The following is a 17,390-nucleotide window of genomic DNA, read 5'->3' as shown; positions in this document are numbered from 1 at the left end:
TAAGCCATTAGATAGTTCGCTAAAATTAGTGAAAAAATCTATTCCTTCTCACCCGAAGCCTCAAAATCTTTTTGATTTATCTATTCGAAGCCTTAAAAGTCTTTAAATGCGCCCTTTGTCTATCGTTTCAGAAGCATGCGCATGTCTTTGAGCATCTCGCTGGCAGGAATACCGATGATGTCCATGACCTCGACGGTGTAGTCGAAGAAGCGCATCAGATAGGGATAGAAAACAGAAGACTGCATCTCCAAGTTGTGGTTGAGCAAGCCTACGTATATGAGCATTTTGAACAAGACCCCAAAGGCAAAAGTGTATTTTATCAGACCAAAAACAATCCCCAAGACGTTGTCAAACGAGCCAAAGATGGTGTAGCCTATCATATCAGCAAGCATACGTCCGCCCCAATTGAGCAACAAGACCAAGCCAAAGAGTAGCAACATGGTCGTGATAAAAGGCAGCGTTTTGTTGTAGCCATTCACCCATTGGTCGGTAGAATCGAAGCCATTAAAGATAAGCCAAATCAGGACGTAGGCAAAAAATACAAAGGAAACGAGCGAAATGAGTTCCACAAGAAGTCCTTTTTGATAGCCGCGATACCCGCCGTAGAAAAGCACGATAGACATCAAGATGTCTATAAAGCGAAATTGCAGCTCAGAGATTCCTAAAAGTATGTCGTTCAACACGGCAGTAGGGATTTTGAGGTGAGGGAATAGATAAAAAAGTCGGTTAGCTCAATAATTCTTTGACCACTTTCGAGACAAGTTGGTTTTCAGCCTTTCCTGCTAAGGCTTTGGTAGCCATGCCCATTACTTTGCCCATCTCTTTGATGGTTGCGCCGCCCATTTGTGCTATCAGTTCGCTAAGAGCCGCTTTTATTTCATTTTCGTCCATCATTTTGGGCAAAAAGGTTTCAATCACTTCCATCTCTGCCTTTTCGCGCTCGGCTAAATCGCTGCGATTCTGGCTTTGATAGAGTTCGTAAGATTCTTTTCTTTGGCGTACTTGTTTCATCAGAATTTGCATCTCTTGTTGTTCGGAAAGCTGCTCCGAAGCTCCCTTTTCTGTTTGTGCCAATAAGATAGCCGCTTTAATGGCGCGTAGGGCTTCTAATTTGATGCTGTTGCGCTCGCGCATAGCGGTCTTGATTTCGGTTTCGATGCGTTCTTTTAGGCTGCTCATGGGAATAGGATTAAGGGAATAGTGAGAGGAGGGTCTCAAAAGTGGAAAGGATTAGGACGGGTCGGAAAGGGTTGTTTCCTATTATCTGGCTGCTTATCTTGCTGCACTTTTCCTTTTCTTTCGCTTCTGAAAACCCAAACACAGGGGCAGAGATATGCCGCGATATGCGAAATTTGTCTTAATTTTACAAAAATAAACCCTTCTTCTCTAATTCACAAACAAAAAGCCTATAAATATGACCCGTTTGAGTGTAAATATCAATAAATTCGCAACCCTACGCAATGCAAGGGGGGGGAACAACCCCGATGTACTCAAAGCCGCCCTCGACTGTGAGCGATTTGGAGCGCAAGGGATTACTGTACATCCGCGTCCCGACGAGCGTCATATCCGCTATGCCGATGTCTATGCGATTGCCCCAAAAATTGGCGTAGAATTGAACATTGAAGGCAATCCACAAGAAGGGAAGTTTTTAAATCTTATCCAAGACATTCGCCCTGCACAGGCAACGCTTGTCCCCGACGCTACCGATGTGCTTACCTCCAATCAGGGTTGGGATACCCTTCGGCACGCCGATTATTTGAAGGCTACCATCGAGAAAATAAAAAGTTGGGGCGTGCGCGTTTCTATCTTCATAGACCCCATCGAAAGCCATATCGCAGGGGCTGCCCAAGTGGGAGCAGATAGGGTAGAACTTTATACCGAAGCCTATGCACAGCAGTTTAGCCAAGACCCACAAAAGGCACTCGAACCCTATGCGAAGGCAGCAAAAAAGGCACAGCAAGTAGGTTTAGGCTTAAATGCAGGACACGATTTAGACCTTCACAATCTTTCCTTTTTGGTGCAAAACATTCCACTAATAGACGAGGTTTCTATCGGACACGCCTTAGTTTGTGATGCCCTTTATTTGGGGTTGGAAAAGACGATACAAGCCTATCTCAATGCCTTAGCCATAAAATCCTAACCTTTCGAACCGAAAGCGTGTTCTTTTCAAAGCCTTTTCATCTTAAAATACTTTCACCTTAAAAAATTTTCACTTTAAAAAATCATTTTGGGGTCTAAAATTTAATTTTTTCAGATGGAAAAAAAACGCTACACCAAATCAAACCTTCCTTCAAAAATCTGCAAAACCTGCCAAAGACCCTTTGAGTGGCGCAAGAAGTGGGAAAAAAATTGGGAGCAGGTACAATATTGCAGCCAAAGATGCAGGGGCAAAAAAACAAACCCCAAGAATCTTGAATATTCTTAGGGTTTGAATTTGAAGATTTTGTAGCACCTTGCACCATTTGGGCTTAGTGGCAGGGTAGGGGAAAGTCGGAAACGGCAAATTTGATTTTAAAATCGTAATGCCACCATTCATTGGAAATGCTTTTAAAGCCTACACTTTCCATTGTGCTTTTGAGAAGGCGGCGGTTGGCTAACACTTCGGCAGGGAAGTCGAGGTAGGTATGATGGGCTTTTTTTCCGAAAAAATCGTAAGGCGTACCCATGTCGAGTTCCTCGCCTGTTTCGCGCAGGATAAGTGTCAGGTCTATGGCGCAGCCTTTGTTGTGGTTCGAGCCTTTGCGTGGGTCGGCTACATAGCCTTTGTGCGGCGTGCTATTCCATAAGACCCATTGCACCGAAAGCGGACGGTAGCCGTCGTGTATTTTGATGGCGTAACCTTTTTCTAAAAACTTCTTTTGTGCTTGTAGCAGTGCCTCTGCCGCTACTTTTCGCAAAAGGGCTTTGGGGCAGGGATAGACTTTTTTCTTCATAAAATTGTCTTCGGTAGCATAGCGAATATCCAGTACCCAAGTGGTATCTATTTGCATCAAATCCACAAAGGCAGAATCGGGCAGATTGCGCCAAGTCGTATCCAAAGTGGTGTCCAAAGGCGAGCCTTTTTGCTTTTGGTTCATCTCAAACGCTTTTTGCGTAGAGTCTGCCTTCGAGGAAAGGGCGTGCCGACTTGTCGCATTTGCCGCTTCCCTGCTTATTTGCTTTTGGGCAGCCGTATTGATGCCTTGATAGCGTGCCTCTTGTGGGGCTTCTTTTTTGAAAAAGACCCAAAGCGCAATCCCTATCATAGAAAGAAATAGAAGAAGGCTAAGAAAGGTAGCGATAATTTTCATGTTGGAAAGAGAAAGTAGGTAAGGGATAGCAAACAATATAGTGTCAAATACGGCAAAGACGCAGTTTTTAGCCGAAGAGAACAGATTTTTAATCGTAAAAAAAGCAAAAAACGGCTAAAAAAAGAAAAAAACAGACCTTTTTCGGGTTAAAAAACGTATCTTATCCAACCAAAACTTTTGAAGCCATGCAAGCCTCTCTTTTTTCTCTGCGGCGCGTATTTGTTACGCCTTTGGCTTTTTTCAGCGTGTTGTTTTGTCTTTTTTCGGTATCTTTTCTGACCTCGCCCACAGCAAAGGCACAACACGACGTAGAAGAAGCCCTCGATTATTTTCGCTTAGGCAATCTTTCCCAAGCCCAACAGATGTTGGAAGAAAACCTCCGCTTAGATGCGCAGGACATCTCCTCACGCCTTTATTTGGGTCTGATGGTAGAGTATTTGGGCGAAACCGAAAAAGCAATTTCTATTTGGGAAGCGGGGCTTTGTGGCAAAAGTTCAGACTTCGACCTCTACATGCAAATTGGTGAGAGCTACTACCGAAGGGGAAAATTTAATGAATTATACCCCGAAGAATCTTTTTTCAAGTCCGAATTGCAGGGCGATACCCTCGATACGGGCAGCGATAGCACCCATCAAGACTTTTTCAGTAGGTCTATCCTAAGCTATGAAAAAGCCGCCTCCATTGCACCTTACGAACCCGACCCACTCTTGGCGTTGCTTTTTATCCACAAAGATAGAAAACGCTACCCCCATGCCTTGCAATATGCCGACAAACTCAATACCTTTTTTCCCGAAAACGCCGACTATTGGATAGAAAAAGCAACCCTACTTTGGGAAAACGACCAAAAAGAAGTTGCCTTCGAAACGGCACAAAAAGCCCTCGAACTCAATCCGCAGCACCCCGAAGGCTACAAATTGGCTGCCAAATACCACCGCCATGTGGAAGCGGATAGCCTTGCTGATTTAGAAGATAAAAAGTATGGTTTCTACAAAAAAGTCCCTGATTTTGTCAAATTAGAATGGGATACGACTTATTACAACCTTCTTGCGCCTTTCCTCAATACCACTTCGAGGCTCAAACTTAGTGAAGAAGAAACCCAACTTGCCTTCGAAAAAATTGTACCCTCGAAAGAGCCTACAAGCCGATACGACGAACTGATGACCATTCTTTTGGCAAACCCCTATTCGCTTACCTTAGCACAGTTTGAAGAGGGCGCGGAAATTGTAGCAGAACCCGACTTTGTAGGCGAAAACGACATGGCAAGCGGTCAGTATTATCTTTTCCAACTTTTGGAAAGCCAAAAACTCGACCCTTTGCGCACTCGCAAGGTCTTGGAAGCCTTGTATCTGGTAAGGGCGCGTGGCTTAGGGCGTTTCCTTGTAGAGCAACTTCAATACGCCGAACTTTCAGAGGAGCAAACAAGCCTTTATTTTCAATTTGTAAGGAGGCTGCGCGACGATTCTTTGCTGCCCTATTTGGTGCAAATGGTCTATCAAAACCGTCAGGAGCAGCCCACTTTTCGCTTTGGAAAGCAAAAGAAAAGCAAGTTAGCCCGACAGCAGGCTTCTCAAAATGGCTTAGTGAGTCAGGCTGTTTTTGCCTTAGCCGAAATTGCACATCACGACGTAGAGCCGCTTCTGCAAGCGTTTAGCACCTTGCAAGGTGTGGAATTATATGCCCAAGCTGCCCTTTTGGTAAAGAGCAAAGACGAACTTTATCTCAAAAATATGGAGGAAAGGCAGCGCAAGCAGCGCGTTTTTAGTCCCCAACTTGCCGATTATCTCTTGCAAAACATTTCGCCTTATCAAGGCTACTACAAGCGCGTCCTCAAATTGGCAAAGCGTCTGCGGTAATTTTCCAAAATTTTAGCACATAACGCTATCAGAGCAAGAGTCTGATGACGTTATGTGTTGTATTTTTGTCTTTTCAATTTCTAATTTTCTGCCCATGAACTTGCGCTTCTTTCGCCTTTTTGCCCTACTCTTTTTGCTATCCTTCCTACTATCCTTTTCGATAGGCACACTTAGCCCGCTTTTGGCGGCAGGTCAGAATCCTACTTATCGCTATCAGGTCGATTTGAAAAAGTCTGAAAACGGCAAACTCTTTGTCGAGCTTTTGGTAGGAACGCTTACCGAAGAAAAGGTACAATTTTGCCTGCCTGCTATGGTGCCGGGTACGTACAAAGTCTATGATTTTGGGCGTTTTGTATCTGATTTTCAAGCCCTTGATGCGGAAGGTAAGCCCCTGACCATCGAGCAACTAAACCCCAACACTTGGGAAATTGCGCCTGCCCAAAAATTGCATACCATTCGCTACGCCGTCCGAGAAACCTTTTCCGACGCGCAAAGCCCTGTCGTCTTCGAGCCTGCGGGTACTTCCTATGATGCGGAAAATCTCTTTGTGATGAACACGCACGCCATCTTTGGCTACTTTAAAAATAGAGAACGCGAGCCTTTCGAAATCGAAATCAAAAAGCCTGCGGATTTTTATGGCTCTACCTCGCTTATCGCCAAGACGCAGGAGAAAGAGCGCGACGTATTCGAAATCCAAAGTTATCACGATTTGGTAGATGCGCCCATGATGTATTGCCGCCCCGATACCGTCAATTTTGAAATTGGCGGAGCGCAGATTTTGGTTTCGGTTTATAGCTCGAAAGATAAAATCAAGGCGAAAGACATCGCTGATGGTATCTACCAGACGCTTTTAGCGCAAAAGCGTTATCTCAACGACGAACTGCCTATCCGCAAGTATGCCTTTTTGCTCAACTTCTTTTCAGGAAATAGCAAAAGTGGAGCTTATGGCGCATTAGAACATTCCTATTCGTCTTTCTATCATCTGCCCGAAATGCCTATCGAGTATATCCTGCCTTCGGTGATAGAAATTGCGGCACACGAGTTTTTTCATATCCTCACGCCTTTAAATATTCATTCAGAGGAGATTCATTATTTTGACTTTGCGAACCCCAAAATGTCTAAGCACCTTTGGCTTTACGAGGGGGTTACAGAATATTTCGCGCATCACGCGCTACTTTGTGGCGGTTTGAGCGAACTTTCCGATTTTTTGGAAACCATGCGCGAAAAAATCTTATCGGCACGCCAATACAAGGATACGCCCTTTACCGTCATGTCGTTGGGCTGTTTGGATAAACATGAAGACGAATACGGCAACGTCTACGACAAGGGCGCACTTATCGGTTTGTGTCTGGATTTGAAATTGCGCATCTTATCCGAAGGCAAATATGGGCTTATCAACCTGATGCAAGACCTTTCCAAACGCTATGGCAAAGAAAATCCTTTCAAAGATGACGAGCTTTTTGATGTCATTACCGAACTTACTTATCCCGAAATTCGCACTTTCTTTGCCAAACACGTAGAAGACAATCAGCCCCTACCCTTCGAAGAACTTTTTGCACAGATTGGCATTTCCTATCAGGCAGAAGGTGAAACGCAGAATATCTTTATCGGCGAAATTTCATTAGCCGCCGATGTAACAACGCGCAAACTCTTTATCTCCGAAGTCAATACCGAAGATGAGGCTACCAAAAAAATAGGTTGGCAAGCCGACGATGTCATCGAAACCGTAAATGGACAAGAAGCCTCTGCCGATACGATTTTGGAAGTCTTTGAAAAGGCAAAAGATGGCGATGTCTTGAAGTGGGAAGTGAAAAGAAAGGTCAAGGGAAAGGATAAGATTGTCAAAATCAAAACGCCTATTTCCTTCAACAAACAAAAAGTATTGCACCATTTCGAACCCGAAGACCTCACAGGCAAAAAATTAGACCTCCTACGCGATTGGAAGCGCATGGGCGAGTATCAGCAGCGTTATGGAAAATAACATTGCCTCAAAAATCATAAACTCTAATAAACTTTTGCTATTCTGAAAAGAAGCAGCAGTTTGAAGTGCTAAAAATAATACCCACTTGGCAGGGACAAGGCATACCTTGTCCCTACTTTGTTTGATAGGGACAATTTTTAATGCCATAGTTTTAAAGCACTTTATTTTGTGTATTGGTATAAAATGCCGTATCTTTGAAAGTCCGAATGTTGTTTTTGCCCCCAATTATCCAAATAAAGGGCGCGAAAGCGATTCGGACTTCACGCTTTTCAACGCTTTTAAGAATGATAGACCCCCATGCACCGCGCTATAGCGAAGCCTTTTCGCGCTTGCTTTCCGTCATGAACGATTTACGGGAGAAATGCCCTTGGGATAGAAAGCAGACCTTAGAGAGCCTACGTTATCTGACGATAGAAGAAGTCCATGAACTTTCGGAAGCCATCTTGCAGCAAGATTTTGATGAAATCAAGAAAGAGCTTGGCGATGTCTTGTTGCATCTGGTCTTTTATTCTAAAATTGCAGACGAAAAAGGGGCTTTTGATATTGCCGATGTCATCAATGCGCTTTGTGAAAAATTGATTGCCCGTCATCCGCATGTCTATGGTGCAGAAGCGAACCAAACGGCAAGCGAGTCGTCGGCAGATGAAATCAGGGCAAATTGGGAAAAAATCAAAGCCGCCGAAAAAGCCCAAGCCCAGCAAGCGGGCGCACCGCTGCCTTCGGTTTTAGATGGCGTGCCAATTTCGCTACCCAACTTAGTCAAGGCAATGCGTATCCAAGAAAAAGCGCGTGGCGTAGGTTTTGATTGGGAAAAAATAGAGCAGGTTTGGGAAAAGGTGCAGGAGGAGTTAGCCGAGTTTTCGCAGCATTGTACGCCAGAAGGCACACCTACCGAGCTTGTCGCCGCCGAGGAGGAATTTGGCGATTTACTCTTTGCCTTAGTCAATTACGCGCGTTTTGCAGGCATCAATCCCGAAAACGCCTTAGCCAAGACGAATCAAAAATTTACCTATCGCTTCCAATACATCGAGCGAAAAGCCGACCAAGAGGGGCGCAGCATCAGCCAACTTTCCCTCGAAGAGATGAACCGTTTTTGGGAAGAAGCCAAAAACGAACCCCAAGCACGATAGAGCTTTTCCACAAGAAGGTCTCAAATACTTATCCTTATGAAATTTACTGTTCAACAAATCGCACAATTAGTAGGCGGCATAGTAGAAGGCAATCCTGACGCGCTCATAGAAACGGCTGCTAAGATTCAGGAGGCAAAAACAGGAAGCATTGCTTTTTTAGCGAACCCTAAGTACGAACCTTTTTTATATGAAACCCAAGCCAGCGCGGTCTTAGTCAATGCTAATTTGGTGCTACAAAAAGAGGTCGTCCCTACCCTGATTCGCGTCCCTGATGCCTATATCGCCTTTACCAAACTATTAGGCGAATACCAAAAGATGACCCAAAAAAGACCCACAGGCATCGAACAACCAGCCTTTATTGCGCCAAGTGCGACAATAGACCAAGAGGTCTATGTAGGGGCTTTTGCATACGTAGGCGAGCAGGTGAAAGTAGGCAGAGGGGTGCAAATTTTTCCACAGGTCTATATTGGGGCTAACTGTGAAATTGGCGAGGGAACGGTCTTGTATGCAGGCGTAAAATTGTATCCTAATACCAAAGTAGGGAAAAATTGCCAAATCCATGCAGGGGCAGTAATCGGCAGTGACGGCTTCGGATTTGCCCCGCGTGCAGACGGAAGCTATGAAACTATACCCCAATTAGGTAACGTCGTGATAGAAGACGAGGTAAGTATTGGCGCAAATACCACCATCGATTGTGCCACCTTAGGTGCTACGCTGATAGAAAAGGGCGCGAAATTAGACAACCTTATCCAAATCGGACACAATGTTCGAATCGGAGCGCACACCGTCATGGCAGCACAAACGGGCATCTCTGGCTCTACTTCTATCGGCAGCTATTGTATGATTGGCGGACAAGTAGGCATGGCAGGGCATATCGAAGTGGCGGATAAGACCCGAATCGGAGCGCAGTCGGGACTTAGCAAATCCGTCAAAAAAGCAGGCACGAGCATTATCGGCTCACCTGCCGTCGATTACGTTACCCAAATCAAAAACTATGTAGTGGGTAGGAATTTGGCACAACTTCAAGAGCGCGTCTTGGATTTAGAGCGCAAAATCGCAACCCTTTTCAAGGGGTAGCATAGCGATAGCAGTGTTACTTTCTAAAAATCATAGCCCTTTGTAGGCACAAGGCGCAATTTCAAACCAAAAAAATCAAATTTTCATACCAATCAAAGCGATATGGCACGTATTCTTACAGGCATACAAAGTTCGGGCAGACCGCATCTGGGCAATCTTTTGGGGGCTATCCTGCCTGCCATCGAGCTTTCGCGTCAGTCGGGCAATGAGTCTTTTTTCTTTATTGCCGATTTACATTCGCTCACTACCATCAAAAATGCCGCCGAGCGCGTAGAAAATGTGCGTGCGGTGGCGGCGGCGTGGCTTGCTTTTGGTTTTGATACGGAAAAAAATACCTTCTACCGTCAATCGCGCATAGCAGAGGTCTGTGAGTTGGCATGGCATCTTAGCTGTTTCACGCCTTTTCCGATGTTGGCAAATGCTCATTCTTTCAAAGACAAATCCGACCGCCTTTCTGATGTCAATGCAGGGCTTTTTACCTATCCTGTCTTGATGGCGGCAGATATTTTATTGTATGATGCCGATTTTGTACCCGTAGGAAAAGACCAACGCCAACACTTGGAGATGACGCGCGACATCGCACAGAGTTTTAATAGACACTATGAAAGTGAGGTCTTTGTGTTGCCACAAGCCAAAATTAGCGAGGAGGTGCAGACGATTTTAGGTACAGATGGCGCAAAGATGAGCAAATCTTACGGCAATACGATTGATATTTTCCTGCCCGAAAAGCAGCTCAAAAAGCAAATCGCGACCATCAAAACCGACAGCACGCCTTTGGAAGAGCCAAAAGACCCCGATACTTGTTTGGTCTTTGGGCTTTACAAACTCTTGGCAAATGAAACACAAATTCAAGAAATGCGACAAAAATATGTAGGCGGAAACTATGGCTACGGACACGCCAAAGCCGAACTTTTGGGACTCATTTTAGAAAAATACCAAGAGCCAAGACGCATTTTCAACCATTATATCCAAAACCCGCAAGATTTGGAAAAAGAGCTTGAAAAGGGAGAGAAAAAAGCCGCTGCCATTGCACAAGGCGTTTTAGAAAGGGTCAGAAAGGTATTGGGTTTTTCTTAAAAAATGCTAATTTGCCCTTTTTCAAAAGGCATCTCGATAAAAAAGGTTATCTTTAAGCGTCGATAGGGCTTTGCCTTTATCGACGTTTTTTTTCTCATTGATTTTGCTTTTCGTATAGAAGGGGCTGAAAATTTTGTAAAAACTGCCCACTTATTTATCACGAAGGCAGGTTTTCTCATTTCTCGGTTTCTAATTCTTTTCTCTCTAAGATGAAATTTTTACCCTCTTTGTCCGCTTCTTTGCTCGCTTTGGGGTTGAGCCTGACGGCGGCGGCACAAAATTCGGACGCACTCTTGCGCTATCCCGACCTAAGTCCTGACGGCAAACAAGTAGCCTTTTCCTATCAAGGCGACATCTGGACTGTCCCCACAGAGGGCGGCAGAGCCTTCCGCCTCACCATTCACGAAGGCTATGAGTCTATGCCGCGTTTCAGTCCTGACGGCAAACAAATTGCCTTCAATTCGGATAGATTTGGCAATGAAGACCTCTTTGTCATGACTGCCGAAGGGGGCTTCCCACAGCGGCTGACCTACCACACCTCAAACGATATTTTAGGGGGCTGGACAAATGATAACCGTCTTATTTTCAATAGCCGCAGAGATTACGCACAGGCAGAATGGGGGTCAGAATTTCATACCATATCAGCGCAGGGCGGCACGCCTGAACGCTTTTTAGACGCTATCGGCTATACGCCTGCTGTTTCTGCCGACGGGCGTTTGGTTGCATACGTGCATGGCTACAACAACCCCGAACGCAAGCGGTATCGTGGCTCTGCCAATCGCGAAATTTTTGTGTTCGATACCAAAACCAAGACTTATACCCAAATTACAAGTTTTGCAGGAAACGACATGCACCCTCAATGGGCAGGCAATACGCTCTTTTTTATCAGTGAGCGCGACGAAAGCTACAACCTTTTCCGCCTTACCTTCGAAGAGGGCAAACCCAAAGGCGAACCCGAACAGCTCACGCAGTTCAAAGACGACGGCGTGCGCCACTTCGGACTCGATGCAAATGGAAAAAAAGCAGTCATAGAACAGGGTACAAAAATTTTGATTTTAGACCTCGAAACCAAAAAAATAGAGCCGCTACAAGTAGCCCTCACCCAAGACTACCGCTTCGACCCTGTGGAGGCGAAGACCTATTCGCGTGGTATGCAGCAATACCAACTTTCACCCAACGGAAAATATTATGCCTTTACCATCAGAGGCGAAATTTTCCTTTCCGAAGCCCACAAAGAGAAAAGTCAGACCGTTAGGCTTACCCAACACGCTTTTTATGAGCGCGAACCCACTTGGCTCAACGATTCTACCCTGCTTTTCCTTTCAGATAGAGAAAACGGACAAAACGACATCTTTTTATTGCGCTCGTCTGATAAAAATCAGCCCCATCTTTTCAAGACCTTAAAGCGCGAAACCTTACGCCTTACTAATTCTGCCGAAGATGAAACGAATTTGAATATTTCGCCCAACGGCAAAAAAATAGCCTTCGTCAGAGGCAGAGGCACGCTTGTTACGGCAGATATTGACGCAAATGGCAAGATTTCTAATGAAAAAATATTGCTAAACGGTTGGGCTACGCCAAGTGGCTTGGCATGGAGTCCTGATAGCAAGTGGCTCGCTTATAGCCTCGAAGACCTTTATTTCAACGAAGAAGTCTATATTCAGGCAGCGGATAATAGCCGAAAGCCTGTCAATGTGAGCTATCACCCAAAAGGCGATTATAGTCCCGTTTGGAGCAAAGACGGCTCTAAATTGGGTTTCCTTTCGATGCGAAACAATGGCGATTCTGATGTGTGGTTTGTTTGGCTTAGAAAAAAAGACTGGGACAAAACCAAACAAGATTGGCTCGAATATGACCCCGAAGAAGCGAAAAAAGAACCCAAAAAAGAGGAAAAAAAGGACGACAAAAAAGAGGAGGTAGAGCCTATTGTGATAGATTTTGAAAACTTACACCACCGCTTGGTGCAGGTTACGAATTTGCCCGCAGGCGAATCCGACCTACAAATTTCACCCGACGGCGAAACCTTTTATTTTGTTACAAACCGACAAGGCAGAGCGGGTTCTTATAGTGCCGACCAAGACCTCTATTCTATCAAATGGGACGGCAAAGAGCGCAAGAATCTGACCGCGAACAATACCAAGCCTTATGCTGTTTCGCTTTCCGCAGATGGCAAATATTTGTACTATGCCAAAGAAGGCGGCATGCTTTTTAGGGTAGAAAATAAGGGCGGCACACCCGAAAATATGCCTTTTGCCGCGCATCTGACCATCGACTTTGAAAAGGAAAAAGAGCAAATCTTCGGACACGTCTGGAAACTTTTAGACCAAAACTTCTACGACCCCGAATTTCATGGGCAGGATTGGAAAAAACACGCCCAAAAGTACAAGCCTTGGGCAATGCTTGCCTCCACAGAGCGCGATTTTAAAGATGTGCTAAACCTGATGTTGGGCGAACTCAATGCAAGCCACATGGGATACTACAACGCCGACCGCGCTGATAGACAAAGGCAAAAAATGGGACTTATCGGTGCAGAAGTGCGTCCGCTCAAAGAAGGCGTAGAGATTGTGCGCGTCATTCCCAATTCGCCTGCTGATAGAGAGGAAAGCAAACTTGCCAAAGGCGATATTATTCTTTCTGTTGATGGGGAAAAAATAGAGGCGAAACAAAATTTTTATGCCCTTTTTGCCAACAAAACCGAAGAAAGTAAGGTAGTCTTAGAAGTAAAAGATGCAAAGGGCAGCCTAAGACAGGTAGTTTTGCGCCCTGCTTCTTCTTTGCGAACCGAACTATACGAAGAATGGGTAGCCGAGCGCAAAGCCCTTACCGAAAAATATTCCAACGGGCGTTTGGGCTATATTCACATCGAGGGCATGAACTGGGAAAGTTTCGAGCGTTTCGAGCGCGAATTGGCGGCAAGCGGAGAAGGAAAAGACGGTATCGTGATAGATGTGCGCTTCAATGGCGGCGGCTGGACTACGGATTATCTGATGGCAGTCTTGACTGTAAAGCAACATGCCTATACCATTCCGCGTGGTGCTACTGATAGCTTCAAAAACCACAAGCAATTTGAAAGTTATTATCCTTATGGTGAAAGATTGCCTTTTGCGGCTTGGGTCAAGCCCTCTATTACGCTTTGCAACGAACATAGCTACTCGAATGCTGAAATTTTTTCACACGCCTACAAAGAAAATAAATTAGGAAAAGTAGTGGGCGTACCTACCTTCGGAGCAGTTATCTCTACGGGAGGAGCATCTTTGATAGATGGCTCTTTGGTGCGATTGCCTTTCCGCGCTTGGTTTGTGAAAAGTTCGGGCAAAAACATGGAAAATATCGGAGCAGAGCCTGATATTATCCTGCAAAACTCGCCCGACGGCAAAGCCAAAGGCGAAGACGAACAACTCAAAAAAGCCGTAGAGGAACTTTTGAAAGACATCAAATAGCAATGTTGTTAAGTTCTAAAAGTTAGGTACAAATGCAGGGACAAGGTATTGACAAGATATGCAAGCCATTGCCTTTTCCGCAGAGAGATGGAAACAAAAAGAGTTTTCAGACCCAAAAATACATAGGGACGCTTTGAAAGCGTCCCTATTTTTTTGAAAAATCTTTGCCTACCTTTGCAGCACTTTTCAAGTAGCCTGCGTCTTGACCACAACAACCCTTAAACAATAACGTCTTGCGTGAATCCAGAACCTTCCGAAATAGAGCAAAAACTAATAGAAGGCACAAAAAAGGGCGAGCGACACTGCCAAGAGAAACTCTATAAGCATTTCTACGGCTATGGCATGTCTATCTGCTTGCGCTACGCACCCTCACGCGAGGAGGCAAGCGAAATCCTGAATGATAGCTTTCTGAAAGTTTTTAAGAAGATTGAACAATACGATTTGCAAAAATCGTTTCGTGGGTGGCTCCGCCGTATCATCATCAATACCGCCATCGACTACTTCCGTCGAAATGAGAAACACTACCATCATTTGGAAGTAGAGAAAGCCGCCGCCAGCGAAGAATCTACTGCCGATGCCATCAGCAACCTAACGGCAGAGGAAATCTATGCCTTAGTGCAGAAACTACCCGACATCTATCGCCTCACCTTCAATTTATACGAAATAGAAGGCTTTTCACACGAAGAAATTGGGCAGCAGTTAGGTATCCCCGCAGGCACTTCGCGCTCCAATCTTTCACGCGCCAAGCAAAAATTACGCGCTCTGATTCAACAACATTTCGGAAACAAGCATCAAGCCTTTTTCAAATAAAACGCAAAACCGTCTTTCAAGCATGGACAACGAATACGATAAGTTTAGAAAAGTTTTTCAAGAATACGAACCTGCATTTTCGCCTGATGCCGATTGGGAAAAAATGCGTCAAAAATTAGACGAAGACAATCGCAGGCAATTCTTGTTTAGAATTGGCAAGCAGTGGGGGACTGCCCTTGTCGCTGCCTGCCTCACTATGGCGGTCGCTACGACGGTTCTCTATCAAAATCTGCCCCAAGAAAGCACGCAAGAAAACAAAGAGGGTTTCAAACTCGCACAGAAGCAGGCAAATCGCCCAAATGATACGCAAAACCGTAGCCAAAACCAAAGTCAAAACCAAAGTGAGGCAATTCCCGACTTGATGCCCTCAAATCTGCAAGCAGAGAAGGACGCAAAACAAGCCCAACTTTTGGCGCAAGCTACCCAAACTTTTGAGCCAAAACAAAACAAGACAAATCAAACCCAGAACGCCGCCTTTACGACCCTCGAAGAAGAAAAAAATGAGCAAATCGCGCAAATCGCAAACGGCGAACTTTCGCGCCCTGCCGCTCTACAAATTGCCTTCCTAAGCCCCGAACTTGCCCAAAATGCACCCCATTTGGTAAGTCCGCCTTTTGAAAAGAAACCTACTACCTTTGCCAAACCATTCGAGCAGAGCCTTTCGGCAAATCAAAAGCCTGAAAAAGCCCTTGCCCTAAGTTTGGGGGCAGGCATAGATTTGCAGGGCGGTTTTGGAACAGAAACCCATTTGGCTTTTAGCACAGGAGCGGGTTTTTGGGGCAATCTCAAAAAAGGAAAAGTAAGTTTGGCGTGGGGGCTTTTGTATCGCAAAAACAAACTCAAAACGCTGCCTAATGCGCTGCCAAGTGGTATTGCAAGCGATTTTGACAACTTAGGCAATGCCGAAGATATAGTGGCGATGTGGAAAAACGAAACCCATATCCAGACCCAAACCCTCGAAGTGCCGCTTTTGCTACAATATCAGGTCTTGCAAAATGAAAAAATAAGCCTGCATGTAGGCACAGGATTGCTCAACTTATACCATTTGCAGCATACCGAAAGGGCGCGAGTAGGCTTGGTATTCACCGACGAAACCGACCCACGCAACACCAGAACAGAATTTCACAATCAATATAAAGAATCAAAAGGCGAATTAGTATTAGCCGCCGCCACACAAATTCAGGCAGGGCTGACCTTCAAACCTAATTCGCGCTTTAAAGTACAAGTGGAGCCGTATTGGAACATTCCTCTGCGTCCATTTGGTTCGGAAGGGGTATTTGTTCAGAAAACAGGCGTAACGACGCGCTTTTTAGTAGGCATTTAAAGACCCTTTAAACGCCCAAAAAAAGACTTTCACGCGCCTTTTGAACAAATATGGAACTTAGGATTGGCAAACCTTGATGAGGTTTGCCAATTTTTCTTTTCTATCAGAACAACAAAAAAACATATTTTCATACAACATTTTCATACCGCCATTCGTACTTTCTAAAAGGCTACTGCAACACAAAAAATGGCAAAGCCTGACAGTCATCAGGGTAGGATAGGCTGCTGCCTTGTCCGAAGTTAGATTGAAACAAAACGGCGAAAAAACAAATGCTAAGAGTTTTCAAAACTTTTAGGATTCAAGTCAAATTTTATTTCATTACAAAACAAGAAAATATGAAAACGCTTTTTTTTAAGTATAAATGGGCAACTTTGGGTATCCTCCTCGGCGGTATTGCGGGCTTTTTTTATTGGAAAGAAGTGGGCTGTTTGAATGGTCAGTGCCTCATACAGTCGGTTTGGTACAATTCCACAGGCTACGGCATGCTGCTGGGCGGCTTGCTTGCCTCTATGATTGCTGATGCGGTAGGGGCTATCAAAAAAACGGATTGAGAAAAACGCAAAAAATAGACAACAAAGGGCATAGTTTTTAGATTTTTACTAATATTGCCACTCAAATCTCGAAATTATGCCCCAACTCATCGACCTTTCCAAAACGATTGCTTACGATCCCAACGACCCTTGGTTTATGCGCATCAAAGTAAAACATTTTTCGCATAAGCGCAGTGCCTTTCTGATTCGCTTTTTTTTGGGATTGCCCAAAAAGTTATTTCCCAAAAATTTCACAGGTTGGGCAGACGACAAAATCGTTTCTATGGGCGTGCATGCCAGCACACACATAGACGCGCCTTGGCATTATAGCCCCACTTGCAAGGGCGAAAAAGCCAAAACCATCGACGAAATTCCTTTGGAGTGGTGCTATGGCGACGGCGTAGTGTTGGATATGAGTTGGAAAGAAGACTTTGAAGTGATTACGTTGGAAGAGGTAAAAAATGAACTAAAACGTTTGGATTTCAATTTGAAAGCGTATCCAAATCCTATCGTGCTTATCCGCACCGACCGCGACAAGTATGCAGGCACGCCCGATTTTCCCAAGCGTGGCACAGGCATGAGTGCAGAAGCAACGCGCTGGCTTATCGAGCAGGGCGTAAAGGTGATGGGGATAGACCAATGGGGATTTGATTTGCCGCTGCCTTATATGGTGGAAAAAGCCAAAAAAGATAAAAATGCTGATTTATTTTGGGAAGCACATTTGGTAGGGCAGACGCATGAATATTGCCACATGGAACAACTCACCAATTTGGCAGCCCTTCCGCCAAAAGGATTTAAAGTAGCCGTTTTTCCACTTAAAATCAAAGGCGCGTCTGCTGCTCCCGCGCGTGTGGTTGCTATCATAGAATAATACAAAG

The 17,390-nt window shown here is 44.9% G+C and carries 15 protein-coding genes; 12 read left to right on the top strand and 3 right to left on the bottom strand.

What is annotated here, in order from left to right; all coding sequences use genetic code 11:
- Positions 1-119: 119 nt before the first annotated feature.
- Both G500_RS0102920 and G500_RS0102915 read right to left on the bottom strand, forming a co-directional pair.
- Complete coding sequence (locus tag G500_RS0102920; RefSeq protein WP_161626064.1) at positions 120-683, bottom strand: CvpA family protein; 564 nt, start codon at positions 681-683, stop codon at positions 120-122.
- Positions 684-726: 43 nt separating this feature from the next.
- A complete protein-coding gene (locus tag G500_RS0102915) occupies positions 727-1,218 on the bottom strand; it encodes a GatB/YqeY domain-containing protein (protein ID WP_342664592.1) in 492 nt (163 codons plus the stop codon).
- A 196-nt stretch (positions 1,219-1,414) separates the two neighbouring features.
- Between G500_RS0102915 and G500_RS0102910 the strand changes: the two genes are divergently transcribed.
- Positions 1,415-2,140 carry a pyridoxine 5'-phosphate synthase gene (locus tag G500_RS0102910; protein WP_027001500.1) on the top strand — a complete coding sequence of 242 codons (726 nt, stop codon included), beginning with the start codon at positions 1,415-1,417 and terminating at the stop codon, positions 2,138-2,140.
- A gap of 114 nt (positions 2,141-2,254) precedes the next feature.
- Positions 2,255-2,425, top strand: a complete 171-nt coding sequence (locus tag G500_RS25430) for a DUF2256 domain-containing protein (protein ID WP_035756130.1) — start codon at positions 2,255-2,257, stop codon at positions 2,423-2,425.
- Positions 2,426-2,468: 43 nt separating this feature from the next.
- Here G500_RS25430 and G500_RS0102900 read toward each other — a convergent pair whose 3' ends face one another.
- A complete protein-coding gene (locus G500_RS0102900) occupies positions 2,469-3,290 on the bottom strand; it encodes a M15 family metallopeptidase (protein ID WP_154656988.1) in 822 nt (273 codons plus the stop codon).
- A gap of 185 nt (positions 3,291-3,475) precedes the next feature.
- Here G500_RS0102900 and G500_RS0102895 point away from each other — a divergent pair, with 185 nt between their 5' ends.
- The 10 genes from G500_RS0102895 (at position 3,476) to G500_RS0102845 (ending at position 17,383) form a co-directional block, all read left to right on the top strand.
- Positions 3,476-5,143, top strand: coding sequence for a tetratricopeptide repeat protein (locus G500_RS0102895; protein WP_027001498.1), 1,668 nt, complete (start codon positions 3,476-3,478; stop codon positions 5,141-5,143).
- Between the two features lie 94 nt (positions 5,144-5,237).
- Complete coding sequence (locus tag G500_RS22090) at positions 5,238-7,124, top strand: M61 family metallopeptidase (RefSeq protein WP_051203235.1); 1,887 nt, start codon at positions 5,238-5,240, stop codon at positions 7,122-7,124.
- 284 nt (positions 7,125-7,408) lie between these two features.
- Complete coding sequence (gene mazG / locus G500_RS0102885; RefSeq protein ID WP_027001497.1) at positions 7,409-8,254, top strand: nucleoside triphosphate pyrophosphohydrolase; 846 nt, start codon at positions 7,409-7,411, stop codon at positions 8,252-8,254.
- A 36-nt stretch (positions 8,255-8,290) separates the two neighbouring features.
- On the top strand, positions 8,291-9,331 hold the full coding sequence (gene lpxD, locus G500_RS0102880; protein ID WP_027001496.1) for a UDP-3-O-(3-hydroxymyristoyl)glucosamine N-acyltransferase: 1,041 nt from the start codon (positions 8,291-8,293) through the stop codon (positions 9,329-9,331).
- 102 nt (positions 9,332-9,433) lie between these two features.
- On the top strand, positions 9,434-10,408 hold the full coding sequence (gene trpS / locus G500_RS0102875) for a tryptophan--tRNA ligase (RefSeq protein ID WP_027001495.1): 975 nt from the start codon (positions 9,434-9,436) through the stop codon (positions 10,406-10,408).
- Positions 10,409-10,617: 209 nt separating this feature from the next.
- Positions 10,618-13,848, top strand: coding sequence for a S41 family peptidase (locus G500_RS0102865; RefSeq protein WP_027001494.1), 3,231 nt, complete (start codon positions 10,618-10,620; stop codon positions 13,846-13,848).
- 237 nt (positions 13,849-14,085) lie between these two features.
- Positions 14,086-14,658, top strand: a complete 573-nt coding sequence (locus tag G500_RS0102860) for an RNA polymerase sigma factor (protein ID WP_035756128.1) — start codon at positions 14,086-14,088, stop codon at positions 14,656-14,658.
- 22 nt (positions 14,659-14,680) lie between these two features.
- Positions 14,681-15,982: a hypothetical protein gene (locus G500_RS0102855; RefSeq protein ID WP_027001492.1), complete on the top strand. Its 1,302-nt coding sequence runs from the start codon at positions 14,681-14,683 to the stop codon at positions 15,980-15,982.
- Between the two features lie 335 nt (positions 15,983-16,317).
- Positions 16,318-16,533, top strand: coding sequence for a hypothetical protein (locus tag G500_RS22085; protein ID WP_051203239.1), 216 nt, complete (start codon positions 16,318-16,320; stop codon positions 16,531-16,533).
- Between the two features lie 76 nt (positions 16,534-16,609).
- Complete coding sequence (locus tag G500_RS0102845; RefSeq protein ID WP_027001491.1) at positions 16,610-17,383, top strand: cyclase family protein; 774 nt, start codon at positions 16,610-16,612, stop codon at positions 17,381-17,383.
- The last annotated feature ends 7 nt before the right edge of the window (positions 17,384-17,390 follow it).

The sequence above is a fragment of the Hugenholtzia roseola DSM 9546 genome, from assembly GCF_000422585.1.
Taxonomy (GTDB): domain Bacteria; phylum Bacteroidota; class Bacteroidia; order Cytophagales; family Bernardetiaceae; genus Hugenholtzia; species Hugenholtzia roseola.
The sequence above is the reverse complement of the archived record's forward strand: the minus strand, read 5'-3'. Positions and strand labels throughout refer to the sequence as shown.